The organism is Nocardia sp. CA-145437 (assembly GCF_050956485.1).
Lineage (GTDB): Bacteria > Actinomycetota > Actinomycetes > Mycobacteriales > Mycobacteriaceae > Nocardia.
In genome coordinates this window covers 1,528,868-1,554,518 of record NZ_CP191204.1, presented here as the reverse complement: position 1 = coordinate 1,554,518, position 25,651 = coordinate 1,528,868, and the positions used below count along the sequence as shown (strand labels likewise).

General features: G+C 70.2%; 22 protein-coding genes. 8 read left to right on the top strand and 14 right to left on the bottom strand.

Annotation, left to right across the window (positions count from 1 at the left end):
- Window positions 1-121: 121 nt before the first annotated feature.
- Window positions 122-1,303 (top strand): N-acetylglucosamine-6-phosphate deacetylase, encoded by a 1,182-nt coding sequence (locus ACQPYY_RS06835; protein WP_433593116.1) that lies wholly within the window; start codon window positions 122-124, stop codon window positions 1,301-1,303.
- Between the two features lie 6 nt (window positions 1,304-1,309).
- Here ACQPYY_RS06835 and ACQPYY_RS06830 read toward each other — a convergent pair whose 3' ends face one another.
- The 3 genes from ACQPYY_RS06830 to ACQPYY_RS06820 form a co-directional block, all read right to left on the bottom strand.
- The gene (locus ACQPYY_RS06830; RefSeq protein WP_433593115.1) at window positions 1,310-2,158 is read right to left on the bottom strand and encodes an NAD(P)H-binding protein; all 849 of its coding nucleotides are present in this window, start codon (window positions 2,156-2,158) and stop codon (window positions 1,310-1,312) included.
- A gap of 11 nt (window positions 2,159-2,169) precedes the next feature.
- Window positions 2,170-3,174: a saccharopine dehydrogenase NADP-binding domain-containing protein gene (locus ACQPYY_RS06825; RefSeq protein ID WP_433593114.1), complete on the bottom strand. Its 1,005-nt coding sequence runs from the start codon at window positions 3,172-3,174 to the stop codon at window positions 2,170-2,172.
- Between the two features lie 167 nt (window positions 3,175-3,341).
- Window positions 3,342-3,785, bottom strand: a complete 444-nt coding sequence (locus ACQPYY_RS06820; protein ID WP_433593113.1) for a MarR family winged helix-turn-helix transcriptional regulator — start codon at window positions 3,783-3,785, stop codon at window positions 3,342-3,344.
- Between the two features lie 115 nt (window positions 3,786-3,900).
- On the opposite strand from ACQPYY_RS06820, the gene ACQPYY_RS06815 reads away from it, so the two are divergent.
- A complete protein-coding gene (locus ACQPYY_RS06815; protein ID WP_433593112.1) occupies window positions 3,901-5,028 on the top strand; it encodes an NADH:flavin oxidoreductase in 1,128 nt (375 codons plus the stop codon).
- A 20-nt stretch (window positions 5,029-5,048) separates the two neighbouring features.
- Here the strand turns inward: ACQPYY_RS06815 and ACQPYY_RS06810 are convergent, their stop codons facing one another.
- Genes ACQPYY_RS06810 through ACQPYY_RS06800 form a run of 3 tightly spaced genes read right to left on the bottom strand, consistent with a single transcriptional unit; the run spans window position 5,049 to window position 7,968 of the window.
- A complete protein-coding gene (locus tag ACQPYY_RS06810; protein WP_433593111.1) occupies window positions 5,049-6,242 on the bottom strand; it encodes a cytochrome P450 family protein in 1,194 nt (397 codons plus the stop codon).
- 20 nt (window positions 6,243-6,262) lie between these two features.
- Window positions 6,263-6,994, bottom strand: coding sequence for a DJ-1/PfpI family protein (locus tag ACQPYY_RS06805; RefSeq protein ID WP_433593110.1), 732 nt, complete (start codon window positions 6,992-6,994; stop codon window positions 6,263-6,265).
- Window positions 6,991-7,968 carry a GlxA family transcriptional regulator gene (locus ACQPYY_RS06800; RefSeq protein WP_379100618.1) on the bottom strand — a complete coding sequence of 326 codons (978 nt, stop codon included), beginning with the start codon at window positions 7,966-7,968 and terminating at the stop codon, window positions 6,991-6,993. The genes ACQPYY_RS06805 and ACQPYY_RS06800 overlap by 4 nt, the downstream gene beginning before the upstream one ends.
- Before the next feature lie 114 nt (window positions 7,969-8,082).
- Between ACQPYY_RS06800 and ACQPYY_RS06795 the strand changes: the two genes are divergently transcribed.
- From ACQPYY_RS06795 to rplL, 3 genes are read left to right on the top strand one after another with little or no spacing between them, the layout of a single operon-like run.
- Entirely contained in the window at window positions 8,083-8,466 is a 384-nt protein-coding gene (locus tag ACQPYY_RS06795; RefSeq protein ID WP_379100616.1) for an acyl-CoA thioesterase, read from the top strand.
- Window positions 8,466-8,855 (top strand): acyl-CoA thioesterase, encoded by a 390-nt coding sequence (locus tag ACQPYY_RS06790; protein ID WP_379100614.1) that lies wholly within the window; start codon window positions 8,466-8,468, stop codon window positions 8,853-8,855. Before ACQPYY_RS06795 ends, ACQPYY_RS06790 begins: the two co-directional genes overlap by 1 nt.
- Window positions 8,856-8,897: 42 nt before the next feature.
- Window positions 8,898-9,281, top strand: a complete 384-nt coding sequence (gene rplL, locus ACQPYY_RS06785) for a 50S ribosomal protein L7/L12 (RefSeq protein WP_379100612.1) — start codon at window positions 8,898-8,900, stop codon at window positions 9,279-9,281.
- Here rplL and ACQPYY_RS06780 read toward each other — a convergent pair whose 3' ends face one another.
- From ACQPYY_RS06780 to ACQPYY_RS06750, 7 genes are all read right to left on the bottom strand, one after another.
- Window positions 9,282-10,046 carry a MerR family transcriptional regulator gene (locus ACQPYY_RS06780; RefSeq protein ID WP_433593109.1) on the bottom strand — a complete coding sequence of 255 codons (765 nt, stop codon included), beginning with the start codon at window positions 10,044-10,046 and terminating at the stop codon, window positions 9,282-9,284. It lies immediately after the preceding gene.
- 72 nt (window positions 10,047-10,118) lie between these two features.
- Entirely contained in the window at window positions 10,119-11,585 is a 1,467-nt protein-coding gene (locus ACQPYY_RS06775) for a flavin-containing monooxygenase (RefSeq protein ID WP_433593108.1), read from the bottom strand.
- Window positions 11,582-12,502 carry a ferritin-like domain-containing protein gene (locus ACQPYY_RS06770; RefSeq protein WP_433594587.1) on the bottom strand — a complete coding sequence of 307 codons (921 nt, stop codon included), beginning with the start codon at window positions 12,500-12,502 and terminating at the stop codon, window positions 11,582-11,584. The genes ACQPYY_RS06775 and ACQPYY_RS06770 overlap by 4 nt, the downstream gene beginning before the upstream one ends.
- A 16-nt stretch (window positions 12,503-12,518) precedes the next feature.
- Window positions 12,519-13,418, bottom strand: a complete 900-nt coding sequence (locus ACQPYY_RS06765) for an SDR family NAD(P)-dependent oxidoreductase (protein ID WP_433593107.1) — start codon at window positions 13,416-13,418, stop codon at window positions 12,519-12,521.
- A 1-nt stretch (window position 13,419) separates the two neighbouring features.
- A complete protein-coding gene (locus ACQPYY_RS06760) occupies window positions 13,420-14,418 on the bottom strand; it encodes an alpha/beta hydrolase (RefSeq protein ID WP_379100604.1) in 999 nt (332 codons plus the stop codon).
- Between the two features lie 108 nt (window positions 14,419-14,526).
- Window positions 14,527-20,574, bottom strand: coding sequence for an amino acid adenylation domain-containing protein (locus ACQPYY_RS06755; RefSeq protein ID WP_433593106.1), 6,048 nt, complete (start codon window positions 20,572-20,574; stop codon window positions 14,527-14,529).
- A 145-nt stretch (window positions 20,575-20,719) separates the two neighbouring features.
- Window positions 20,720-21,583, bottom strand: coding sequence for a class I SAM-dependent methyltransferase (locus tag ACQPYY_RS06750; protein WP_433593105.1), 864 nt, complete (start codon window positions 21,581-21,583; stop codon window positions 20,720-20,722).
- Between the two features lie 46 nt (window positions 21,584-21,629).
- Here ACQPYY_RS06750 and ACQPYY_RS06745 point away from each other — a divergent pair, with 46 nt between their 5' ends.
- Both ACQPYY_RS06745 and ACQPYY_RS06740 read left to right on the top strand, forming a co-directional pair.
- Window positions 21,630-22,328 carry a haloacid dehalogenase type II gene (locus ACQPYY_RS06745; RefSeq protein WP_433593104.1) on the top strand — a complete coding sequence of 233 codons (699 nt, stop codon included), beginning with the start codon at window positions 21,630-21,632 and terminating at the stop codon, window positions 22,326-22,328.
- A 57-nt stretch (window positions 22,329-22,385) separates the two neighbouring features.
- Window positions 22,386-23,642, top strand: coding sequence for a TerD family protein (locus tag ACQPYY_RS06740; RefSeq protein ID WP_433593103.1), 1,257 nt, complete (start codon window positions 22,386-22,388; stop codon window positions 23,640-23,642).
- 6 nt (window positions 23,643-23,648) lie between these two features.
- On the opposite strand, the gene ACQPYY_RS06735 is transcribed toward ACQPYY_RS06740, so the two are convergent.
- The gene (locus ACQPYY_RS06735; protein ID WP_433593102.1) at window positions 23,649-24,743 is read right to left on the bottom strand and encodes a TerD family protein; all 1,095 of its coding nucleotides are present in this window, start codon (window positions 24,741-24,743) and stop codon (window positions 23,649-23,651) included.
- Between the two features lie 278 nt (window positions 24,744-25,021).
- Between ACQPYY_RS06735 and ACQPYY_RS06730 the strand changes: the two genes are divergently transcribed.
- Window positions 25,022-25,651 carry a GNAT family N-acetyltransferase gene (locus ACQPYY_RS06730; RefSeq protein ID WP_379100592.1) on the top strand — a complete coding sequence of 210 codons (630 nt, stop codon included), beginning with the start codon at window positions 25,022-25,024 and terminating at the stop codon, window positions 25,649-25,651.

Here is a 25,651-nt window from a genome sequence, read left to right as displayed (position 1 = left end):
TATCTCTCGAATCTAACGCGGCGGCCGCCCGAATGTGATTCGTTTGAACAGGAAATCGACAGGACCGAACACCCGCGCACCGTCCCGCGATCGGTCATTCTGAGCTGATGGGTGTGGCGTGATGGCTGACGCGGCAACGGGTCTGGCGAGCGGGCGGCGCGGCCTGGAACTGCGCGGCCGCGTGGTGACCCGCGCGGGCGTGCTCGAGGACGGCGTGATCACCGTGCGGGGTGAGCGGGTGGCCGCGGTCCGGCCGGCCACCGAATGGGCCACCACGCACCGGGAATTGCCGCCGGTCTACGCGGGCACGGTGGTGCCGGGTCTGGTGGACATCCACACGCACGGCGGTTTCGGGTATCGCTTCGACACCGAGGACGCGGCCGAGGCCGAGGAGGCCGCGGCGTTCCATCATCGGCGCGGCTCGACCAGTGTGCTCGCCAGCATCGTGACCGCCGCTCCCGACACCATGGTGGCGCAGGCGGCCATGCTGCGCCGGCTCGCCGCGAACGGGGTGATCGCGGGCGTTCACATCGAGGGCCCTTTTCTGTCGCGGACCCGCTGCGGCGCACACGATCTCGGCTATCTGACCGATCCGGACCCGGAGCTCATCGACCGTCTCCTGCATGCCGCCGACGGTCAGCTGCGGGTCATGACCCTGGCCCCCGAACGTCCCGGATTCGACACCGCCGCCAAACAATTGGCCGACAGCGGCGTGGTGGTGGCGGTCGGGCACAGTGATTCGAGTTTCGCCCGCTTCCGGGCGGCGCTGAGCCCGCAGGGCTGCGGCACCCTGGTCACCCATCTCGCCAACGGCATGCCGCTGCTGCATCACCGCGCGCCCGGCCCGGTAGCGGCGGGCCTGGTGGCGGCGGCTCAGCGGCAGGCGTTCGTGGAGGTGATCGGTGACGGCGTGCACGTCGACCCCGGTTTCGGCGCACTCGTTTTCGCCACCGCCCCCGACCGGGTGGTGCTGGTCACCGATGCCACCCAGGCCGCGGGCATGCCCGACGGCCAGTACCGGCTGGGACCGCGCCCGGTCACCGTCACCGACGGGGTGGCCCGGGTGCCGGGCGGTTCGCTGGCGGGCGGCACCGCGACGCTGCTGCACTGCCTGCGCTGGGCGGTCCGCGACTGCGGCATCCCGCTCCGCGACGCGGTCGCCGCCGTCACCTCGACCCCCGCGGACGCGGCGGGTCTCGACGACGTCGGCGACCTGCGTCCCGGCATGTACGCCGACGCCGTGGTGCTCGACGACCAGCTGGGCCTGCGCCGGGTGCTGCGGCACGGACGCTGGCTGGCCTGACCGGCCTCAGGCCCCGGCGGTGAACTCCCGCAGGGTGATCGGCGGCCGCCCGGTGAAGCGCTCGATGGATTCGGTGACGCGGAACAGCTCGTGCCCGGAGCCGATGGCCGCGAACATGGTCCACAGATGGGTCAGGTGTTCCACGGCCACATCGTCGCGGTACACCGTCATGGCCCATGCGGACCATTCGGCCGGATCCACGTTCCGGTAAGGGACGCCGAGTATTTCGGCGGCCTCGCCGACGGTCATGATCTCCCCGGCCAGCCACAGCACCGGATCCACCGGGCCCTCGGTGCGCAGCAACCCGGCCCCGACGCCCGCCACGTCCGCGCCCGCGATGAGCGGCAGGACGGTGTCGGGCGAGCCGAGCGGCAGCGCCAGTTCACCCCGGTCTCCGATGGCCACCCGCAGGTTCTCGAAGAACACCGCGGCCCGCAGGTGCACCGCGCCGATCGCGGCATTATCGAGGATCTGTTCGGCCACCCAGTGCCGCCGCATGTGCGGGGTGCCCGCCTGCGGATCGGAGCCGAGCTGGGAGGTGGCGACCACCCGCTCCAGCCCGGCCTGCTTCCCGACGGCCGCGAGAACCGCGGTGGCGTCGAGCATTCCGGCGGTCACCGGGTAGGTGAAGTACGCCCGGCGCACGCCCTGGAGAGCGGGTGTCACGGCGCCGATCTCGCGCAGATCGCCCGTGACCACCTCCGCGCCCAGGTCCTTCAGCTCGGCCGCGCGGCCGTCGTCGCGGTGCACGAAGGCGCGCACCGGCAGACCCGCGCGTACCAGGGTCTCGGCGACGCGACGGCCGGTGCCGCCCTGACTGCCTCCGGCCGCGCCGGTGACGAGAATCGGTTCCATGGTCGTGCTCCTCACGCTTGTTCCGGCAACCGGAGTTCGAAGGCCCCGCGCGCGGCGAGATCCCGCAGGAAGCCGGCGGCCTCGAAAGCCTCGGCGGGACTGGCGACTCCGCTCTTGACGGCGCCCTCGGTGAGTCGCACCGCCGCCTCCACCGAGGCCAGCGCGGCCGCCGACCACAGGTCCCGCCCGGTCAGGGTCCCGGACACCGAGCCACTGGACGCGAGCACCTGGGCGGCGATCATGAATCGGCTGTCGGCGCGGGCGGCCGGATCGACCTGCTCGCTGGCGAAGGCCTGATCCTCGGCGAAGGTGTGCGCGGTCAGTTGCGCCTCAACCGCTTTCGTGCGGGTGTGCCGGGGCACGGTGACGGCCTCGGGGAACGGCACCGGCGCGATCATGGGCCGCGGCCCCACCGGTGGCGGGAACGCGAAGATCGCCTGCCGCGGTTCCACGAATCCGTATCGAGGCTGCCCGTCCTCGTAGCCGATGCGGTCGGTGTCGGCGAACAGCAGTCGCGCGGTCTCCACCGCGCCGTGGGTCATCATCCAGTTGGTGACGTGGTAGGCCACGGTGATCCGGTCGATGCCCGATGCCGAGCGCGCGACGGCCCCGGCGAGCAGATCCCCCAGTCCCCCATAGAAACTCACGCTCGGCAGTATGGTGATCCCGGCCCGCTGCGCGGGTTCGGTGAAGTCGTCGAACAGCCGCTTCACGTGGTGCACCTCCACCGCGTGATCGACGTAGTGGCAGCCTCCCTCGACGGCGGCGGTGGCCACGGGTAGTCCGGTGGCGGCGAAGGGCCCCGCGCAGTGGATGATCACGTCGGCGGCCTCGGCCAGCGCCCGCAGCGCCGCCGGGTCGTCGAGCGCGGCGGGCATGACCCGCGAATGCCCCAGGGCGGCCAGGGCTTCCGGATCGCGCCCGGACACCACGACGTCCTTCCCCCGTGCGATGAGATCGGCGGCGACGAGGCGGCCGGTGTGACCGGTGGCCCCGTAGATGGCGAATACGGTCATGAAAGATCAACTCTTTTGACTCGATGAATGATTCGAACGTCCGTTCAGAGATATAGACCTCGCGGCCGACCGAAATTCATCGCTGACACGGCACTGTCCCTCCGCCGAGGCGGCGCCGTCTCAGCGCTCACCCGTGCCGTCTCAGCACTCACGCGTGCCGGCGCAGGTCACTCCTGCCGAGCGGCGGGGCGGGCGACGAAGACCCGTTTCAGCAAGGCGTACAAGCGGTCCCGGTCCTCGGCGTCGAGGCTGTCCAGGGCCTCCCGGGTGGTGTGCATCTTCGCCCGGATGGCGTCGGCGACCCGCTCGCCCTCGACGGTGATGATGAGGTTCGTGACGCGCCGGTCCGATGCGCTGGCCTCGCGACGGACGAGACCGCGCTTCTCGAGCCGGTCGGTGATGCCGGTCACGTTGGAGGCGTCGCAGGCCATGTACTCGGCCAGGGCGCGCATCGCGATCGGGCCGCGGCGCAGCACGGTCAGCGCCTTGCCCTGGATCGCGGTGAGGTTCTCGCTCGCCGCGGCGAGGGTGAAGTCTCCGTAGTAGGCGCCGAGTGACACCGAGAGCAACTCCATGAGCTGAGTGGTGTCGACGCGGGGACCTTCTGCCATATGGATCAGCCTATCCACAAAAACTTGACTACCTCAAATATTCACCACTAGCGTTGGCGACAATGCTTGAAGTTCTCAACCATCTAGGTTGGCAAGTAACCATGAGGAGTGTCCCGTGACCGTCACCGCGTCCGAAGCCGCCCGCACGGCTCAGGTTCTGTCTCGGCCCGTCACGCTGAACGGGCTGACCGTTCCGAACCGCATCGTGATGGCGCCGATGACGCGCATGTTCTCCCCCGGCGGCGTTCCCGGGGACGATGTGCGCTCCTATTACGCCCGCCGCGCCGCCGCCGGCGTCGGACTGATCGTCACCGAAGGAACCTATGTCGGCCACGATTCGGCCGGTCAGAGCGATCGGGTACCGCGCTTCCACGGTGAGGAGCAGCTGGCCGGGTGGGCGAAGGTGGCCGCGGACGTGCACGCCGCGGGCGGCACGATCGTGCCGCAGCTGTGGCACATCGGCATGGTCCGCAACCAGGGTGACGGACCCTTCACCGAGGCTCCCGCCGTCGGCCCATCCGGTATCCGCGTCGACGGCACCGAGGGCGCCGGGAACGCGATGACCCGACAAGATCTGGACGACGTCATCGGCGCATTCGCCGAGGCCGCCGCGGCCGCCGAACGCATCGGCTTCGACGGCGTCGAACTGCACGGCGCTCACGGCTATCTGCTCGACCAGTTCCTGTGGGCACGCACGAACCGACGCACCGACGCTTACGGCGGCGATGCCGTGGCCCGGACCAAGTTCGCGGCCGAGATCGTGGCGGCGGTCCGGGAGGTCGTCTCGCCCGAATTCCCGATCATCCTCCGCTACTCGCAGTGGAAGCAGGACGCCTACGACGCGCGGCTCGCCGAGACCCCGCAGGAGCTGGAAGCCATCCTGACCCCGCTCGCCGCGGCCGGCGTCGACGCCTTCCATGCCTCCACCCGCCGCTACTGGCTGCCGGAATTCGAGGACTCGGACCTGAACCTGGCCGGCTGGACCAAGAAACTCACCGGCAAGACAACCATCACCGTCGGTTCGGTCGGCCTCGACGGCGAGTTCCTGCGCGCGTTCGCCGGTGTGGGCGCCGAACTCGGCAGCCTCGACAACCTGCTCGATCGGCTGGAGCGTGACGAATTCGATCTGGTCGCCGTCGGCCGAGCCCTGCTCCAGGACCCGGAGTGGGCGGCCAAGGTCTTGGCGGGGCGGCTCGACGAGCTGAAGCCGTACGACGGCGCGGCGTTGAAGACGCTGAGCTAGCCACCCCGCGAGCGCGGGATTCACTTCCGCAGCCGCACCGGCAGTCGCTTCAGGCCGCGGATCACCGGGTTCGGATGCCAGCGCAGCTCCGAATCGCGCACGGCCAGTTCGATGTCCGGGAACCGGTCCAGCAGCTGGGTGAACGCGACCCGGGCCTCGAGCCGGGCCAACGGCGCGCCGACGCAGTAGTGGACGCCGTGACCGAAGCCCAGGTGCGCGACGTGCTCGGCCGGCGGGTCCAGGCGGTGCGGGTCGGTGAAGTGGCGCGGGTCCCGGTTGCCCGCGGCCAGAGCCACCAGCACCAGCTCGCCCGCGGGAATGACGCTGTCGCCCACCGTGATCGGCTCGGCGGTGAACCGCAGGGTGGCCAGGTCGACGGGCCCGTCGAAGCGCAGGAACTCCTCGACGGCGGCGGGGATCAGTTCCGGCGCCGCGCACAGCCGGTCCAGCCAGGGCCGGTCGCGCAGCAGCGCCAGCATGCCGTTGCCGATCAGGTTCACCGTGGTCTCGTGCCCGGCGACCAGGAGCAGCAGCGCCATCCCGATCAGTTCGCCCTCGTCGAGGCGGGCGTCGGCGTCGGTGACCAGCGCCGAGAGCAGGTCCTCGCCCGGCTCGGCCCGCTTGCGCCGCAGCAGGTTCCGCAGGAAGGCCACCATCTCGCCGTGCGCCCGGGCCGGGTCCACGCCGGGTTCCAGGGTGCCGACCAGCGCCTTGGTCCATTCCCGGAAGGTGCCCTGGTCCTCGATGTCCACATCCAGCAGGTGGCAGATGATCGCGACCGGCAGCGGCACGGCGAAGGCCCGCAGCAGATCCACCTCGTCGTGATCGGCCATGGCGTCCAGCAGTTCTCGCGCCGTCCGCTCGATGACCGGTTGCAGCGCCGCCACCCGCCGCGCGGTGAACGCCTGCGAGACCGCCCGCCGCAACCGGGTGTGGTCGGGCGGGTCGGCATTGAGCATGTGCCGCAGCCCGTCGTGGGTGCGGGGCCCTTCCCAGGGCCCGGTGCGCTTGCGGGCGATCACCGATTCGAGGAGGTCGATGTCCTTGCGCAGCCGCGGATCCGCGAGCGCGGCGCGGGCCTCCTCGTAGCCGATGACGAGCCAGCGTTCCACGCCGTCCCCGAACCGCACCCGCAGCACCGGCCCGTCCTCGCGCCAAAGCCGGTAGTACGCATGCGGATTGGCGAAGAAGTGATCGCCGAGCAGCTCGGTCACCCTTCCGACGGTACGGGAATTCAGCGTGTGGCGGCGGCCCGATCCCGTATGCGGTTGAGGGTCAGACGCCAGAGGGCGGTGGCCACCTCCAGCGGTACCCGCGGCTTGGCCGAGCGTTTGGTGGCGAGCAGGCGCGTCTTGCGCAGCAGGTCGGCGCTCGCCTTGTCGGGGTGGCCGGTGTCGTACGGCGGGTGCGGGTCGTACTCGATGTAGAGCTGGGTCATCTGCGCCCGCTCCTCCCCCGCGATCCGGCCGACCAGCCACAGCCCGAGGTCGATGCCGGCGGAAACGCCCGCGGCGGTGACGATCTTGCCGCTGTGCACGATGCGGTCGTGCGGACGCGATTCGGCGCCGAAGGGCGCGAGCGCGGGCTGGCCGAGCCAGTGGGTGGTGGCGGGCTGACCACGCAGGATGTCGGCGGCGGCCAGGATCAGCGATCCGGTGCAGACCGAGGTGGTCCACTGCGTCTTCGGGTGCACCGCCCGCAGCCAGTCGATGAGCTCCCGGTCGGCCATGGCCCCGGTGGTGCCCTGTTCCCCGCCGCCGACGAGCACCAGATCGGGTGCGGGCGTCTCGGCGAAGGTGTGGGTCGCGCCCAGCGCCAGCACCCCGCTGTCGGCCACCACCGGGCCGACTTCCCCGGCGACGAAACGGATCTCGCTGTCGGGGATGCCGCGCAGCACCTCGTAGGGTCCGACCACGTCGAGTACGGTCATGCCGGGATAGAGCACGATGGCGATCTGGAATGTCATGAGACACGCTCTCCTTCGGAGTTCTTGAATCGGGCGCGGTACTCGCCCGGGGGAATGCCCAGGTGTCGGTGGAAGATTCGGTACAGGGTCTCGGGGCTGCCCAGTCCGACCGCGGCGGCGACCCGGTCCATGGGCTGGTCGGTGGTCTCGAGCAGGCGCCGGGCGGCGGCGATCCGCACTCGCTCCACATAGCGGGCGGGCGTGGTCCCGGTCTCGCCGGCGAAGACGCGCGAGAAGTGCCGCGTGCTCATGCCGACCCGCAGGGCCAGCGCGGGCAGCGACAGGTCCGCGGCCGGATGCTCCTCCATCCACACCTGGAGTTCGCGCAGCGGATCGCGCCGGGGCGGGTTGCCGGTGAGCGGCGCGCTGAACTGGCTCTGCCCGCCGGGCCGGTGCAGGTACACCACCATCCAGCGCGCCACCTCGCGGGCCAGTTCGGGTCCGTGGTCGGCGGCCACGATGGCCAGGGCCAGGTCGATGCCCGCGGTCACCCCGGCCGAGGTCCAGATCGGGCCGTCGCGCACATAGATGCGGTCGGGTTCGGTGGTGATGGCCGGGAACTGCTGGGCCAGGAGCTCACCGCCCGCCCAGTGCGTGGTGGCGCGGCGGCCGTCCAGCAGTCCGGCGCGGGCCAGCAGGAAGGTGCCCGAGCAGACCGAGCCCACCCGGTCGGCCACCGCGGCCACCCGGCGGATCCCCGCCACCAGTTCGGCGTCGCCGGACGCCGCCCAGAAGGCCAGCCCGCCGACCACCAGCAGCAGGTCCAGCGGCCCGGTCCAGGTGTCGAGCCCGTGCCGCGCGGTCACCTCGATGCCGCACGAGGACCGCACCGGACCGGCCTGCGCCGCGGCCAGTTCGACCCGGTAGCCGCCACCGTCGCCGAGCAGGGCGGCGGCGCCGGAGAAGACGTCCGCGGGGCCGGCCAGATCGGTCAGCTGGAACCCGTCGAACACCACGATCAGCACCACCCGCATGCCCTCAGCCTGCGACCCGCGGGCGACGGCGTCAACGACACGACTCTTGCAGATTCGGCCATGGCGGCGATGGCCGCGAGGTTGCCGGCCCCGCCCGCTTGATATGAATGCGGGGTGGCCCGACACCTTTTCCAGTGCCCGCTGCGGTGGTCCGATATGGACGCCGACGGGCACGTGCACAATGCCGCGCATTTGCGCTACCTCGAGGAATCCCGGATCGATCTGTTCTGGAAGAAGGGGTTCGGCGGGGCGAACGTGGTCGCGCAGATGGATATCGACTATCTGACGCCGCTGCGGTACCGGCCCGATCCGGTGCGGATCGAGACCTGGGTGAGCCGGGTCGGCACCTCCTCGTTCGTGTTGGAGCAGGAGATCCGCGACGACGACGTGGTGTATTCGACGGCGGTGTGCACGATGGTCGCCTTCGACCAGGAGACCCAGCGGTCCCGTGCGCTGCCCGAGGACCAGCGCGTGCTCCTGAAGGATCTGGGGGCCTGATGCACACCTACGACATCCAGTTGCGCCGCACCGATATGGACGCGCAGCAGCATCTCAACAATGTGGTCTTCGCCCAGTACCTCGACGAGGCGCGCGCGGATCTGCTGGACCGCTACGACTCCGACGGCGGTCCGTGGCGCGTGGTGGTGGCGGGTCAGCGGCTGAGCTACCGCATGCCGCTGGTCTTCCGGGCCGCGCCGGTGACCGTCACCTCCGCGGTGGAGAAGCTCGGCACCACCTCGTTCACCCTGCGGCACGAGGTGCGCGACGGCGAATTCCTTTATCTCTACGCGACTTCCACCCTGGTCGCCATCGCCGACGGCGCGCCACGCCCGCTGACACGCGGGGAGCGCGAATATCTGATGACCTTGGCGGTTCCTTCCGCTTAGAATTACTTGTATCGCCTGGTCAGCGTTGCAAGGGGTTACATCATGGCCAAGATGACCGTCGTCGAATTGCTCGACGTGTTCAAAGGGATGACGCTGCTGGAACTTTCGGAGTTCCTGAAGGCGTTCGAGGAGGAGTTCGGCGTCAGCGCCGCGCCCCCGGTGGCCGTCCAAGTCGCCGCGGATTCGGCTCCCGCGGAGGCGGCCGACGAACAGGACGAATTCGATCTCGTCCTGGAATCCTTCGGGGACAAGAAGATTCAGGTCATCAAGGCCATGCGGGAGATCATCCCGGGGCTGGGTCTCAAGGAGGCCAAGGACCTGGTCGAGGCCGCGCCGAAGGCGGTGCTGGAGAAGGTCGACAAGGACGCCGCCGAGGCCGCCCGGATCAAGCTCGAGGCGGCCGGAGCCCGCGCCGCCCTGCGCTGATCACTCCTTCGCGTGGCGGCGGGCAGCCGCTTCCAGGTACTCGCCGAGTTCGGCCTGCAGCACCTTGTCGAGGGCTTGGTCGAGGCTGTCGCGCGCCGAGCGGGTCCCGAGTTCGCGGAAATGCTTGAGCATCCCGGCGGTCTCGGCGATCTCGGCGTCGGTCTCGGGCATCCAGCCGGGCCCGTGCGCGGCCACGATGTGGTCCTTGGCCGCCACCACCATGAGCCGGGCGACGGCTTCGAGCCGCTCGGCGATGGCGCTGTGCAGATCGATGAGTTCGGGCAACCGGAGTCCGTAGGAGCTGAGATCGGCGAAGATGCCGAGCAGTTCGGGCCGGGTGAGCTCGACGGTGTCGTCGCGCAGCCGCACCATGCCGAGCTGTTCGAGCCGGGCCAGCTGGTCGGAGTCGACCTGGTGCTCCTCGGTGTCGCCGAAGAAGGTGTCCACCAGTTCGCGCGGGATCGCCAACGGCTCTTCGGCTTTGCCCCAGGTGTCGGTGACCGCGCTCTGCAACCCGAGGATCTCGGTGAGATCCTTGCCGGTCTCCCAGCTGGTGATGAAGTCGGCGATGTGGGCGATGGTGAACCCGCGTTGCAGCAGCGCGTCGATGATGCGCAGCCGGGCCAGGTGGGTGTCGTCGTAGATGAGCGCGCGCCCGCTGCGGCGGGTGGGCGTGGGCAGCAGCCCCTTCTCCTGATAGGCGCGCACATTGCGCGTCGTGGTGCCGGCGGCCTGGGCGAGATCGTCGATGCGGTACTCCGCCATTCGTCCTGTTCCCGTCCCTTCCGCCGGCGACCCCCTGGCTCCGCCGGAACATCGGCGCAGCCGTTCTGAACACTAGCGCAGGTGGAAATCCGCCAGATCCACCCTGGCCAGCTGCCGAGCGTACTGGCTGCCGAATCCCGGGTACATGGTGGCGTTGAACCCGTCCTCGGTGAGATACCAGCTGCTGCACCCGGAGTTCCAGGTGGTGGCGGTCAACCGGCGCTGCAGGCCGCGGTTGTAGCGGTCCTGCCGATCCTGCCGGGCCTCGAGCGTGCGCAGCCCGCGGTCGAGCACGATCTTGATGGCGTCGGTGAGGTATTCGATCTGCGCCTCCATGTAGACCAGCGCCGAATTGTGGCCCGGCCCCGAGTTCGGCCCGAAGGTGAGGAACAGATTGGGGTACCCGGCCACCGTGACGCTCTTGAACGCGTATGCGCCGCCGCGCCATTCGTCGGCCAGCACCCGGCCGCCGCGCCCGGTCACCGGAATCGGCGAGCCCTGCTTGGACACCTCGAACCCGGTGGCGAACACGATGCAGTCGAAGCGGTGCTCGATGCCCTCGGCGGTGCGGATGCCGGTCGCCGACAGTTCCGCGATCGGCCAGGTGATGAGCTTGCAATTGTCGGCCTGCAGGGCAGGGTAGTACTCGCTGCTCATCAACAGCCGCTTGCAGCCGGCCCGGAAATCGGGGGTGAGCTGCCGCCGCAGCCACGGATCACGCACCTGGGAACGCAGGTGCATCAAGGCGACCGATTCGACGACCCGGGTCAGCGGCGTATTCCACACCACGCCCAGCGCCACCGACTCGTGGCCCCAGAACCAGGCTTCCCGGGCCAGCGACTGGGTGACCGGCAGCTGCCGGTACACCTGTTTGGTGAGGCCGTTGGTGCGCCGGTTGACCCGCGGTAGCACCCAGCCTGGCGTGCGCTGGAAGACCTTCACCGAGGCGGCCTGTTTCACCAGCTCCGGGATGATCTGCACGGCGCTGGCGCCGGTGCCGACCACGGCCACCTTCTTGCCGGTGAAGTCGTAGTCGTGATCCCAGCGGGCGCTGTGGATCTTGTGGCCCGCGTAGTCGTCGATGCCGGCGATATCCGGGAACCCGGCGTTGGACAGCGGACCGGAGGCGAGGATCACGGTGCGCGCCCGCACTTTTCGCCGCCCGGCGCCGAACGACAGCGTCCACAGCCCGGTCTCGTCGTCGAACACGATGCCGGTCACGGTGTGCCCGAAGCGGATGTGCGGGGCGATGCCCGAATCCGCGACCATGGTGTCGATGTAGCCGAGGATCTCGGCGCTGCCGGAGTAGGTCCGCGACCAGTTCGGGTTCGGGGCGAAGCTGTAGGAGTACAGCCGCGACGGAATGTCGCAGGCCGCGCCCGGATAGGTGTTGTCGCGCCAGGTGCCGCCCACCCGGTCGCCGCGCTCGAAGACCGCGAAGTCGCCGATCCCTTTCTGCCGCAGCCGAATGGCCGCGCCGATGCCCGCGAATCCGGCTCCGATGATCGCCACGTCCAGTGGCTTGCTCACGGCGCTCATGCGACGGGCTCGTAGGTGAGTTCCTTGGACCAGGTCGGCTGCGTGGGCAGCAGGCGGTCGGGGATGGCCCCGGTGACCTTGACCATGGCGTCCGCGAACAGGTGATACGGGTTGTCGCGGTTGACGACCCAGTCGGAGTGCATCTTCACGATCCGGTACATGGGCAGCCGGTTCACGATCGGGGCGCGCTCGCCGACCTGCTTGAAGCGGGCCATGGCGACGTAGAGCTTCTCCTCGCTCACGCCCATCTCGACGATATTGTCGCGCATCTTGTTCAGCAGCGGGATGTAGCTGAGCAGCCCGATGAACAGCGACGGCTTGATCCAGCCGCCCACCAGGTCGATGGCCAGCTTGCGGGCGCTGGCGTGGCCGAGCAGCTCCATGACCGCGTAATCGGTGGCCAGATGCCGGGATTCGTCATTGTTGATCTTCTTGAAGACCTCCTGGGCGACCGGGTCGGCGATCTCGTCGGTGACGAACTTGATCAGCGCGCCGTCGAGGGCCACCTCCAGCATGGGGATGACGGTGCCCAGGAAGGACAGCGACATGCCGTCGGAGTACTTGTCCAGGAAGTCGATGACCAGCTTGACATTGATATTGGGCTCGGGGATCTCGTCGGCCTCGAGCATGCCCCAGCGGCGCATGAGGGCCAGTTCGGCATTGGCGTGCCGCTGTTCCTCGGCGTGGAAGTAGCGGTAGATCTCGGCCAGCGCGGGGGTCGGGGCCTTCTTGGCCATGGCCGCGAAGCCGCGCGCGCCGACGTTCTCGATCCACATGAGATCGGCCATGAACGGCTTCAGCTTGGCGTGCAGGGCCGGGTCGATGAGCTCGGCGCCCGGTGCGTCCCAATCGATGTCGGCCAGCGCCCACTGCTTGGACTTGATCTTGGCCAGCATGTTGTCGAAGTCGAACGAGATGGTTTTCGCAGACATGTCAGACTCCTGTCTTCTGAAGATTCGTGCCGGTCGCCGCCGCATCCTGCTGCGGCAGGACGCGATTCAGGACGCCGAGGGCTTGGGTGTAGAGGGCCGGGAAGTGCCGTTTGAGGTGCCAGACCACGCGGGCGTCCAGCTGCGGCAGCACGTACAGCGCGCCCCGGTCGTGGGCGTCGAGGGTGGTGCGGGCCACCGACTCGGGCGAGAACCCGGTCCAGCGCATCAGCCCGTCCGCCAAGCGGGAGGACCCCGAGGTGATCCGGCCGTCGGTCACCACATTGGTGCGCACGAAGGTCGGGCACAGCGCGGTCACCGCGACCCCGCTGCCCGCCAGCTCGGCGGCCATGGTCTCCGACAGCGACACCACCGCCGCCTTGGATACGTTGTAGGCGGCCATGCCGGGCGCGGCCGCGAAGCCCGCGGCCGAGGCCACATTGATGATGCCGCCGCGGCCGGCCGCGCGCAGCTGGGGTGCGAAGATCTCGCAGCCGTGCACGACCCCCCACAGGTTGATGCCGAGCGCCCATTCCCAGTCGCCGAAACCGATGTCGCCCACCGGCTTTCCACCGATGCCGACACCCGCGTTATTGATCACCAGGGTGGGCGCGCCGCCGAACAGCAGTTCCGCGTGCAGGGCCAGGCTCTCCACGTCCGCGCGCCGGGACACATCGCAGAACACCGCGTGCGCCGTGCGTCCGTGGGTGCGCTCGATGAGCCGCACGGTCTCGTCGGCGCGGTCCTTGTCGATGTCCGCGCACACGACCTCACCGCCGCGCGCGGCGATCTCGAGCGCGAACGCGCGCCCGATCCCGCTGCCCGCGCCGGTCACCACGGCCTTGGCGCGCTGGGAGCGGCGCTTGCCGCCCAGTGCGAAGATCACCTCGTCGATCGGCCACATGTCAGCCCACCCGCTTTCTTGGAGTCGAATCCGATTGCGCCAGTGCCGAGGTCACGAACCCGGCGGCGCGCCGCAGGGCGGGCCCGGCCTCGGGCACCAGCAGCGGCAGGGCCTGGAAGACATGGATGCGCCCGGGCCACAGTTCCAGTTCGCACGGCACGCCGGCCGCGGCGGCCATGTCGCGCAGGTGGCGGGCGTCGTCGGCGAGCATCTCCCCCGCACTGGCCTGCACGAACAGCGGCGGCAGCACGGTGCCGGCCGGAATGGTCAGCTTCAGCCGCGGCGAATCCCCGGGCTCGGCGGCGGTGTACAGCTCGATGAGCCGCCGCCCGGTGCGGGCCGGGGCCATGGGATCGGGCAGCACCCGGTCGCGGCGTTCGGCGAGGGTCAGGGTGGGATCCATGAGCGGCGAGAACATGAAGGCGCCCGCGGGCTGCGCGGTGCCGTCGATCGCGTTCTGCAGCAGCAGGTCCAGGGTCAGGTGACAGCCCGCCGAGTCGCCGCCGATCACCAGATCGCCTGCGCGATACCCGTGTTCGAGCAGCCACCGGTAGCCCGCCGCGGCGTCGTCGGCGGCCGCGGGGAACGGATGCTCGGGCGCGAGCCGGTAGTCCAGCACGAACACCGGCAGCCCGGTGGCCTTGGACAGCCGGGCCGCGAGTCCGCGGTGGGTCTTGGCCGAGCACACCACGTAGCCGCTGCCGTGCAGGTAGTAGATGGCCCGATCGCCGTGCCGTACACCGGCGGCCCGGACCCATTCGCCGCGCACGCCGCCGGAGCGCACCGGGGTGACCGCGGTCCCCGCCGGGGTGGGGCCGCCCGCCGCCATGATCGCGGCGATGAGTGCGCGCCCGGCCTCGATCCCGATTCGATTGTTCGGCAACCACCCATTGACCTGGCGTAGCCCCACCACCGACGCCGCGGCCGCGAGTCGCGTCCGCGTCGCCGCCCGGGTGGGGACCGCCGTCGGCGGGAAGGTCGCCATTGACCTCGTCCTCATGGGCACAGCATCGCCATTCAATGTGCCAGTTGTCAATGGCACATTATTAACAACCTAGTCACTTGTATAGCGCGCTACGTCACAGCACAGAGCCGTGACCTGGTACTTCTAGGACGGCGGGGGCAGGAAACCGGTCTTCACGTAGTAGTCGAGATAGCGGGCCAGGATGGGGCGATCGACTCCGGGACAGGCCGAGTGGGGATCGCGCGCGGCCATTCCGGTGACCTCGGCCGAATAGTTGACGCTGAGGGCGGCGGCGCGCATCAGACGGGCGTCGGCCTCCGGCCGTTCGGCCGCTGTGAGCAGGGCCGCGGCGAAGTCCGCCGGAGCCACCGGGGCGAGACGGTAACCGTGATAGAGGACTTCGTCTCGCACGGTGGCGAGGGACACCGTCCGGACGGGCAGCAGGGTGACGGTCTCGACGTCACCGGGTTCGGCCGGTTTCCGGGCCGCGGAGACGATCGCGGCGGCGACCTGATCGACGGGCACCATGGCGACCTCCGCATCGGGCAGCTCGGGGGCGAGACCGAGGACCAGCATGGCGCGCAGCATCGTCCACCACGCGTCGTCGGCCCCGGCCGCGCCGCACCGGGAATCGCCGGTGATGAGGCCGGGGCGGTAGACGCGGACCGGCACACCACGCTCGGCGGCGGCTCGAACCAGCTGTTCTCCCACCCATTTCGTGGCGATATAGCCGGGCACGCCGTCCGGGAGCGGGCCGTTCGAGATCGAGGCCGTCGAGATGAAGTGGACCGGTGTGGCGTGGGTGGCGGCCAGCCGGAGGATCTCGGCGGTGCCGGTGACATTGGCGGCGCGCATGCGGGCATACGGTTCGAGGTGGTTGACCAGCGCGCCATTGTGGTAGATCGCGTCTATCCGCTCGGCCAGGCCGGCGAACTCGTTCGCGCTCAGGCCGAGGCCGGGCTGCGCGAGATCACCTGGGACAGGCACTATTCGATCCAGATGCGGGACGAGGTCGATGCCGAATCGGTCGGCATTGGCGACGATGCGGCGGCGGGCCTCGGATACACCGGGCGCACGGGTGAGGCAGTGGACGAGGGCGGAGGTTCGTTCGAGCAGCTCCCGGAGCAGGAAGCCGCCGAGGAAACCCGTTGCGCCGGTGAGCAGTACCGCCGACCGCGAACCCGGACGCCGGGGGGCGAGACCGGCCGCGGTGATCCGCGGATCCAGCACGGCGTCCGCCACCGGGTCCGGTCCGCCGCCGGCCACGGTTGTTTCCGCTCGGAGCGCGGCGGCCAGGTCGCGGACGCGCGGGTGGGCGAACAGGTCCGTGAGGGGCACCGGAAGGCCGAGACGGCCGGCCAGGGCGGCACGAACCCGGATGGCGGACAAGGAGTTTCCGCCCAGGGCGAAGAAGTCGTCGTCGCGTCCGACCCGCTCGACACACAGTTCGGCGCCGAAGACGTCCGCGACCGCATGCTCGTCGGCCGTTTCCGGCGCGGTGTAAGCCCGCGACGACGGTTCCGGGTCGGGGAGAGCGGCACGGTCCAGCTTGCCCGTCGAGCCGAGCGGGAAGGCGTCCAGAATGACGAGGTCCGAGGGAATCATGTAGCCGGGCAGCCGCTTTCGGGCCGCGGCCAGAACTTCGTCCGGGGACGGCGTGCTACCGGTGACGGCGCGCAGGTATCCGACGAGCCGGTCCCGGCGGATAGCGACCACGGCTTCGGCCACCTCCGGATGGGCGCGCAGCGCGGCCTCCACCTCCCCCGGCTCCAGCCTTTGACCCCGCAGTTTGAGCTGGAAGTCGGTGCGGCCCAGGTATTCCAGTCCCCCATCGCGGGTGCGACGGACCAGGTCACCGGTGCGGTACATGCGCTCCCCCGCACCGCCGAAGGGGTCGGTGACGAAGCGGCCGGCGGTACCCGCGGGGCGGCCGAGGTAACCGCGGGCGAGCTGCGCGCCCGCGACGTACAGTTCCCCGGGTGTACCCGGCGGCACCGAATGCAGTCGGGCGTCGAGCACGTAGGCGCGGGAATTCCAGTGCGGCGCACCGATGGAGATCGGGCCGCCGTCGTGGTCGGTGACGTCGGCGCCGGTGATGGAGATCGTCGCCTCGGTGGGCCCGTAGAGGTTGTGCAACCGGGCCGGGCTCGCGGCCCGGAACTGCGCGATCAGCTCGGCGGGCAGGGGCTCGCCGCCGACGCACACCACCCGCAGGCCGGACAGCGCGCCGTCGGGCGCGAACTCCAGCAGCGCCCGCAGCAGGGACGGCACCGTGAGGAAAGCCGTCACCCGGTGCCGGATCAGCAGGTCGGCCAGATGGTCCGGATCTGTGCGGCGGGCGGGCGACGGGATCACCAGGTGACCGCCCACGGCGAGCGGGGCGGTGTAGCCGATGAGGGAGGCGTCGAAGGTGCTCGGCACCAGCTGGATGTAGGTATCGCGTTCGGACAGACCGTATTCGGTGGTGAGGAAGGCGATGTGGTTGGCGATGGCGGCGTGCGAGATGCCAACGCCTTTCGGACGGCCCGTGGACCCGGAGGTGAAGAGCAGGTACGCGAGATCCTGTTCACGCAGTGGCCGCGACCGGTCGGCGTCCGTGACCGGTGCGGGCGAGAAATTCTCCAGCTCAGGGGCATTCACGAGATCGGCGGTGACGACGCAGACGGGCTCCGCCGCGGCGAGCATGTCGGCGGTGCGTTCGGCGGGCTGGTCGGGGTCGATCGGCAGGTACGCGCCGCCCGCCTGCACGATGGCGTAGAGGCAGATCACGAGATCGGGTCCGGGCCGCACGTCCGCGCCGACCACGGTTCCGGGTCCGACACCCGAGGCGATCAGCGTGCGCGCCAACCGGTTCGACCGCTCGAAGAGTTCGCCGTACGTCAGCGCCATGCCGTCACCGGTCACGGCCACCGCTTCGGGAGTGCGCGCCGCCCGATCGGTGAAGCCGCTGAACAGAAAGGTCTGCGACACCTCGCGCCGCGGACCCGTCGTCGGCAGGGCCGCGAGTTCGGCCGGATCGGTGCAGGGCAGGTCGCCGACGGTCGCGTGCGGATCGGCGGCGATGGCGGCCAGCACGGCGGAAACCCGCCCGCCGAGCCGGACGATAGTGCTCTCGTCGAACAGGTCGGTGGCGTATCGCCACGAACAGTGCAGTCCCGCGGGACCTTCGGCCTGCTGCCGCGGCACCACGGTGAGCTGGAGATCCAGCGGTGACACAGCCTCACCGAGATCGATTCCGGTGACGGTGAGCCCGGGCAGCCGCAGCACCTGATCTCCGAAGTTCTGGAACGACAGCGCCACCTGGAACACCGGGTGATGGGCCTGCGTGCGGGGTGGGTCCAGTGCGGCCACCAGCCGTTCGAAGGGCAGCTCGGCGTGCGCGAAGGCGGCCAGGTCGGTGTCACGCACCCGGTCCAGCAGATCGGCGAAGCGCTCGGCCGGGTCGATGCGGGTGCGCAGGACCAGCGTATTGACGAACATGCCCACGACATCGTCGAGTTCGGGTTCCCCACGGCCGGCCACGGGCGCGCCCACGGCCACGTCGTCCACCCCGGCCAGCCGCGCCAGGACGACCGCGAGCGCGGCGTGCACCACCATGAACAGCGAGACGCCCCGGGCGCGGGCCAGCTCCGCCAGAGTCCGATGCAGGGTAGCGTCCACCCGGAAGTGCAGTGCCGCACCACGATGCGAGGCGACCGCCGGGCGGGGACGGTCGACGGGCAGGTCCAGCAGGGGCGGCAACCCCGCGAGCGCGGTCCGCCAGTGACCGAGCTGTTCGGCGTGCAATGAGCCGGGATCATCGGCCGCACCCAGTAATTCGCGCTGCCAGACGGCGTAGTCGGCGTAGCGCACCGGCAGCGGCGTCCAGTCCGGGACGACGCCCCGGGTGCGGGCGGCGTAGGCGGTCATGAGGTCGCGGGTCAAAGGGACCATGGAGAAGCCGTCGGCGGCCAGATGGTGGATGACCACCCCGAGCACGTGGTCCCGCTCCGTGACCCGGAACAGCCGCAGCCGCAGCGGAACCTCGGCGGTGACGTCGAATCTCGTGCCCGCCAAGGCGATCAGTTCGCTCCGCACCCCGGACTCGGTCACGTCGGCCGCGGCCGGGTCGATCGGCACCGCGTCCGCCGGGCGGATGTCCTGGTACCCGTCGCCACCGTCCTCGGGATAGACGGTCCGCAGTGCCTCGTGCCGTTCGACCAGGTCCCGCAGGGCCCACGCGAGCGCGGCCACGTCGAGTTCCCCGGTCAGGCGCAGCGCGAACGGAATGTTGTAGGCCGCGGACTCCGGATCCAAGCGCGCCAGGAACCACATGCGCTGCTGCGCGAGCGACAGCGGAGCCCGCGTCCCGTGCCGCGGCCGCGCGGTCGGTGCGGGCCGGTCGCCGGTGCCGAGCCCGTCGATGACCGCCGCCAGAGCGGCGACCGTCGAATGCTCGAACACCAGCAGCACAGGCACCCGGACGGCCCGCCCGGCCCCGAGTCGTCCCGCCAATCTCGTAGCGAGCAAGGAGTTTCCGCCGAGGTCGAAGAAGTCGTCGACCGCACCCACGCGCGCGACACCGAGCAGCTCCGTGAAGGCCGCGGCCACCTCCCGCTCGGTCGCGGTCAGGGCCCGCCGGTACGGCCGGGCGGCGAATACCGGTTCGGGCAGCGCGTCGCGATCCAGCTTCCCGGACGGGGTCAGCGGAATGCCGTCGAGCACCGTGATGGCGGCCGGCACCGCGTGGCGCGGAAGCTGTTGCCGCACATGGTCGGTCAGCGCGGCGGCATCGATATCGGCTCCGGGGACGGGCACCACGTACGACACGGCCCCGTCGACGCCACTGGGCAGCCGGCGCACCAGCGTGGTCGCGAAGGCGACGGATTCGTGGGCGAACAGCACCGCGTCGACCTCGTCCAGCTCCACCCGGATGCCGCGGATCTGCACCTGGGAGTCGTTGCGCCCCAGGTATTGCAGACCCGGCGCCCCGTCACGATCGAGCACCCACCGCACCATGTCTCCGGTGCGATAGATGCGTTCCCCCTTACCGTTCGGGTGCGGCACGAAGCTCGCGGCGGTCAGTCCGGGCCGCCGGTGATACCCGCGTGCGAGCCCCGGCCCGGCCAGGTAGAGCTCACCGGCCACGGCGGTCGGCACCGGCCGCAGCCGGGCGTCGAGCACCAGGGCGGTCACGCCGGGAATCGGTCCGCCGATGGTGACGGTGTCGGCGCTGCTGAGCGGGTCGCTGATGGTCGCGGCGACGGTGGTCTCGGTGGGTCCGTACAGATTGAAGAACCCGCGCCCCGGTGACCAGCGGGCCACCAGATCCGGCGGGCATTCCTCACCGCCCGCCACCACTACCGCGAGGTCCGGCAAATTCGAGGCATCGATCCCGGCCAGCGCGGCCGGGGTGAGGAAAGCGTGCGTCACCCGCTCGGCCCGCAGCAGCTCCGCGAGTTCACCGCCGCCGTAGCAGTCGGCGGGCGCGACGACCATCGTGGCCGCCGAGCCGACGGCCAGCAGGAGTTCCAGGACGGCCGCGTCGAAGCTGGGCGACGCGAAGTGCAGGGTGCGGGAATCCGGGGCGACCCGGAAGCGGCGGGTGAGTTCGCCGCAGAGCCCGGCCAATCCGGTGTGGGTGACCGCGACGCCCTTGGGGCGGCCCGTCGAACCGGAGGTGTAGACGACGTAGGCGATGTCATCGCCGTGCACTCGGCGGGTGCGGTCGGTGTAGTGCAGCGGTTCGGCCGAGAGATCGGCCAGTTCCGCGCGGCAGTCCGGGGCATCGAGTTCGAGCCAGTCGAGCCCGTCGCCGAGCCGCTCACGGGTGGCGGTGAGGGTGAGCCCGCAGGCCGCGCCCGCGTCGGCGAGCATGTGCGCGACCCGGTCCGGCGGGTAGGCGGGGTCGACGGGCACGAAGGCCGCCCCGGATTTGGCGACCGCCCAGACCGCGACGACGGCCTCGACCGAACGCGGCAGCGCCAGCACCACGCGGTCGCCGGGACCGAGTCCGCGGGCGATGAGCAGACGGGCCACCCGGGTGGAGTACGCGTCGAGCCGGGCATAGGTGAGCGAGTGTCCGCCCGCGCACAGGGCGATGCCGTCCGGTCTGCTCTCGACCGCGGCGGCCAGCAGACGCGGCAGCGTCTGGACCCGTCTTCGGCCGCCGGGACCCGGCGCCCGGCGTGCCGCGGGAAGATCGACGGTCACCGGTTCCTACCTTCAAGCCTCGACTCGCGTTCCCACCCGAGCGAACTGAATACCGGTCCGAAGCTGATCGGGCAATACATCGGTCGAGCGCCACCACACCGGGGCTACCAGTGCAAATGCCGGGCAAACGGGTGAGCGCGGCGGCTCACGCCCCGGCCGCGGCGTACAGCAGCGGCGCGGGCCGGTTCCGGGCGGGCAGGCCCGCGAGCGGCTCGCCGAGGTAGTCGGTGAACAGCTCCGCCAGCGGCCGCGCCTCGACGATGTCGAAGCCGCAGGACCGCAGCAGCGCCTCGATGTCCTCGTGCTCGAAGTAGCTGAGCCAGGGCTCGCTGATGGCGGCGATCCGGGCGGCGCGCTCGCGGACCGACGCGCGTTCCTCGTCGGTGGTGCCGCTGCTCAGGTAGTCGAGGACCAGGTGCACCGGCCGTCCTTGTCCGGCGATGAACCGCAGGGTGTCCTCGATGGCGGGCCGGGTCAGGTACATCACCACCCCGAGCCAGACGAACACCGCGGACCGCTCGCTGTCGAATCCGGCGGCGGCCAAACCCGCTGCCAGCGTGTCGGTTTCGAAGTCGACGGGCACGAAAGCGAGCGACTCGGGAATGTCGATCCCGGCCTGCGCGAGCCGGTCGCGCTTCCAGGTCTGGGTATCCGGGTGATCGACCTCGAACACGCGCAGTCCCGGATACGGATTGCGGTATCCGAAGGTGTCGAGCCCCGCGCCGAGAATCACCACCTGCTCGGTTCCCGCCGCGACCGCGCTCGCCACCACGTCCTCGGCGAATCGAGCCCGGGCGGCGAGGAAGTAGCGCCGGATCCGTTGCCGGGGGTCCGGACCGCCGGGCCGGTCCAGGGTCGCGGTGTCGAGATCGGCGATCCGCTCGGCGGTGACGCCCGCGATCCGCGCCGCCAGGGGATCGGTGAAGACCCGTGGTTCGCCCGAGAGCTGGTGGTAGGCGCGCGCGTACGCGGTCGCCAAGGCTGTTCTGCTGGCCCGACCGATCTCCATGCCCGCCAGCCTAGAACCGATCTCGTAGGCTTTCGCCGTGAACGCGATGAGGCCTAGAGCACTGCTGTTCGATGTCCAGGGAACGGCCACCGACTTCCATTCGACCATCGCGCGGGCCGCCGTCGCGGCCGCCGGGGAGCTGAGCCCGGACCAGGACTGGGGAAAGTTCGTGAACGACTGGCGCGCGGCCTATTTCACGGAGACCTCGCGGCAGCCCGCGGACAGCGGGTGGGTGAGCGTGGCGTCGATCTACCGCAAGACCCTCGACCCGCTGCTCGCGGCCGAGGGCATCGATCTGAAGCTCGCCGCCCGCGACGAACTGGCCCGCGCCTGGGCGCGTCTGGATCCGTGGCCCGATACGGTCCCCGGCCTGCGCCGCCTGCGCACGAAGTTCACTCTCGCGACCCTGTCCAATGCCGATGTCAGTGCGGTGGTGGAGATTACGCGCCACGGTGACCTGCCCTGGCACGCCGTCTTCGCGGCCGAGATGGTGGGCGCCTTCAAGCCGGATCCGCGCACCTACGGCCTGGCCGCCCGCTACCTGGGCCTGGAGCCGTCGGAGATCATGATGGTGGCCAGCCACAAGTACGACATCCGGGCCGCGGGCGAGCTCGGTTTCCGGACCGCGTTCGTGGCCCGGCCGCTCGAATACGGCGACCCCGCGCTCGCCGATGCCGAGTTCTCCGCCGAGTTCGATATCAATGCCGTGGATTTCCTGGATCTGGCCGACCAGCTCGCCTGCTGAGGGCCGACCCGTCTCCTAGAGTGGCAGGTGGGCGTTTTCGATACGGGAGGATCGGCCTTGTCCACAACACTCGTGAAGGGTCAGAACGGCGCACTGGCCGCGGCGGAGGTGGTGGTCTCCGTCCGCGTCGCGGCCACCGCCGAATTGTCCGCGCTGCTGGTGACCGAGCAGGGGAAAGTGCGCTCGGACAACGACTTCGTGTTCTACAACCAGCCGACCGGTCCGGGGGTGCGGCTGCGCAACGGCGTGGCCGGACCGCCCGCCGACCTGGCGGTCTCCTTGGCGCAGGTGCCCGCCGAGATCACCCAGATCCGGGCCGTCATCACCCTCGACGGGACCGGGGCCACCTTCGGGCGGATCGCCCCGCCGGTCGCGGTGGTCTCCGACCCGGGCGGGAACGCGCTGTACGAGTACAAGATCGAGGACCTGCAGAGCGAGTCCATCGTCATCGCGGTCGAGCTGTACCGGCGCTACGGCGCCTGGAAGGTGCGGGCGGTCGGACAGGGATACGCGGGCGGGTTCGCCGCCCTGGTCCGCGATCACGGCGTGACGGTCGAGGACGCGCCGCGGCCCGCCCCGATACCCGTCGCTCCCCCACCGCCGCCGTCGGCCTACCCGCCGCCGATCGCTCCGCCCCCGGTCCCGCCGACGCCGGCCGACCGCACCCAGCCGCCGCCTCCGCCGCCCTATCCGCCGCAGCAGCCCACCGAGGGCGGGCTCTCGGGCGCCAAGCCGGTGAATCTGTCCAAGGGGCAACGCGTCACGCTGCGCAAGGAGGGCGGAGTCGCGCTGACCCGCATCCGCATGGGCCTGGGCTGGGACCCGGCCAAACAGGGCGGACTGTTCGGCCGCCGCGCGGCGAACATCGACCTGGACGCCTGGGTGGCCATGTTCGCCGACCGGCACCTGGTGGACGTCGCCTACTACGGTCAGCTGATCTCGAAGGACGGGTCCATCCGGCACTCCGGCGACAATCTCACCGGCGAGGGCGCGGCCGGGGACGACGAGGTGATCCTGGTCGACCTGAGTCGCATTCCGCGCCATGTGAATACGCTGCTGTTCATCGTCACCTCCTACCAGGGCCACACCTTCGAGCAGGTCAGCAATGCCTACTGCCGGCTGGTGGACGACACCACGCAGGCCGAGCTGGCCCGCTACGCGCTGGCGGGCGGCATGCCGTTCACGGCCATCGCCATGGCGAAGGTGTTCCGCTCGGGCGGCGAATGGAAACTGCAGGCCATCGGCGAGGGCTTCCAGGCCAAGCACCCGGGCGAGGCGGTGCCGCAGCTGGGCCGGTTCATCACCGTGGACTGAACCCGCTCACAGGAATCCGACCACCTGGGAGGCCGCTTCGACCGGGTGCCCGGCCTCGATCGGATGCCCCAGCGCCGACACCTTCCAGATGCCGTCCTCGCGATGCACCTTGGCCACCACCATGCCGGTGTGCGCGCCGCCCGAGCTCAGATTGGACCGGGTGAGCTCGGTGCTGGTGGTGCCGTCGGTCAAGCGCCAGAACGCGTTCCGGACCCGCTCGAAGGTGTGGCCCGCGTAGGAGGTGATGACGAAGACGATGGTGGTGACCTGCGGGCCGATCCGGGTCAGGTCCACGGTGATGGTCTCGTCGTCGCCCTTGCCCTCACCGGTGAGATTGTCGCCGGAGTGCCGGATGGCGCCGTCCTTGGTGACGAGCTGGCCGTAGTAGGCGGCGTCGATCAGATCGTGCCCGGCGTAGACCAGGGCCGAGGCGTCGAGGTCGATCTCGACCGGCCGCGAACCCCATTTGTGCTGCACGTGCACGGGATCCCAGCCCAGGCCCATCTTGACGAAGCTCAGGTCCTGGCCCTGCCGCCGTAGGGCCACCGTGTCGCCGGACTTCATGACCGGCGCGATCGCCGGGGCGGCGGGGCGGGCCGTGTGCGGCGAATTGCTGATGGACACACCGTGATCCGCGACCAGCGCCGCGAAGCCGCGGGGGTGGCCGAAGCCGACCGCGCGGGCGTACCAGCCGTCGTCGCCGCGGTCCAGGTCCACGGCCGCCACCGTGGTCTCGTTGCCGAGGCCGTCGATCACGTACTCGTACAGCGGGTTTCCGCGATCGTCGGCGATGCCGATGTGCGGGGCGGGATGGTCGCCGAAGCGGCTGTCGCGGTCGTCGAGGCTGGCCACGATGCGAATATGGGCCACGCCCGGCGGCACGGCGCTCAGGTTCACGGCGACGGCGTGCTGCCCGGGCACCAGCTGGATGCCGGGGCCGGTGGGCTGGTTGTAGAAGATCAGGTCGGTATCGTCACGTACGGCACCGCGATCGGTCAGGAGCAGCGCGGCGAGATCGACTCCCGCGCTGAAATGCACCGTCACGGTGATGTCCGAGACGCCCAGTTCACCGGTCTGCCCTTGGGTGAGAAGTGCGGCCACGTTCTCCACTCTATGGGTTCGGCCCGACACCCGGATGAAACGAACCCATATCTGTTTCGCGCGTGGCACTGTGTGCGCGCGAACCTTAGGGCATACGGAGGCGCTTGGCCATCTCCCGGCGAATCGTTTTATGCCACAAAGTGAATCGGTCGCATGTTCAGTAACTGTTGGGTACATTACCGATCAGTAGCCGTTCAGGTTACCGTCGAGTAGTAGGACGAAGGACTGACCGTCATCGAAGTCGGGCGCTGGCGGGCACGAAAACGTAAGGGACAGTTTTGGTTCAGTCGGGTACACCGACCATTCGCCGCGCCACCGAATCCGACATCGAGGACATCGTCCGGGTCATCGCCCTGGCCTTCGAGTCCGACGATCCGATCGAGGACTACGTTTTCCCCGATCCGGAGGTGCGCGCGCGACGCACGCCGGGCATGCTGCGCGTCCTCGTCCGGCACCGCTACCTGCCCGCCGAGGCGGCCATCGTCGCGGAGATCGACGGCGTGATCGTCGGCGCGTTGCTGTGGATTCCCGACCGCTTCCGCAATACCGCTTGGCGGGAAGCGATTTCGGGTCCACAGCTGTTGTGGGCCATGGGCCCGGCGGCCACCCGCCGGGGTATCGAGGTGGACGCCGCCATCGCCGGCTCCGCCCCCGCCGAGCCGCACAACTACATGGTCTACCTGGGCGCGGACCCCACGGTCCCGCGTTCGGGCATCGGCCGGGCATTGACCCGCTGGCTCATCGCCGAGTCCGAGGCCCACGGGCGAGCCCTGTGCGGCATCTGCAAGGACGCCAACGTCGGCTACTACCAGGCGATGGACTTCGCGCGGCTCGCCGGAACCCGAATCGGGAGTAAGGGTCCGGAATTGAATTTCATGCTGCGGCCGGCGGGCGTGACCGCGGGCTGA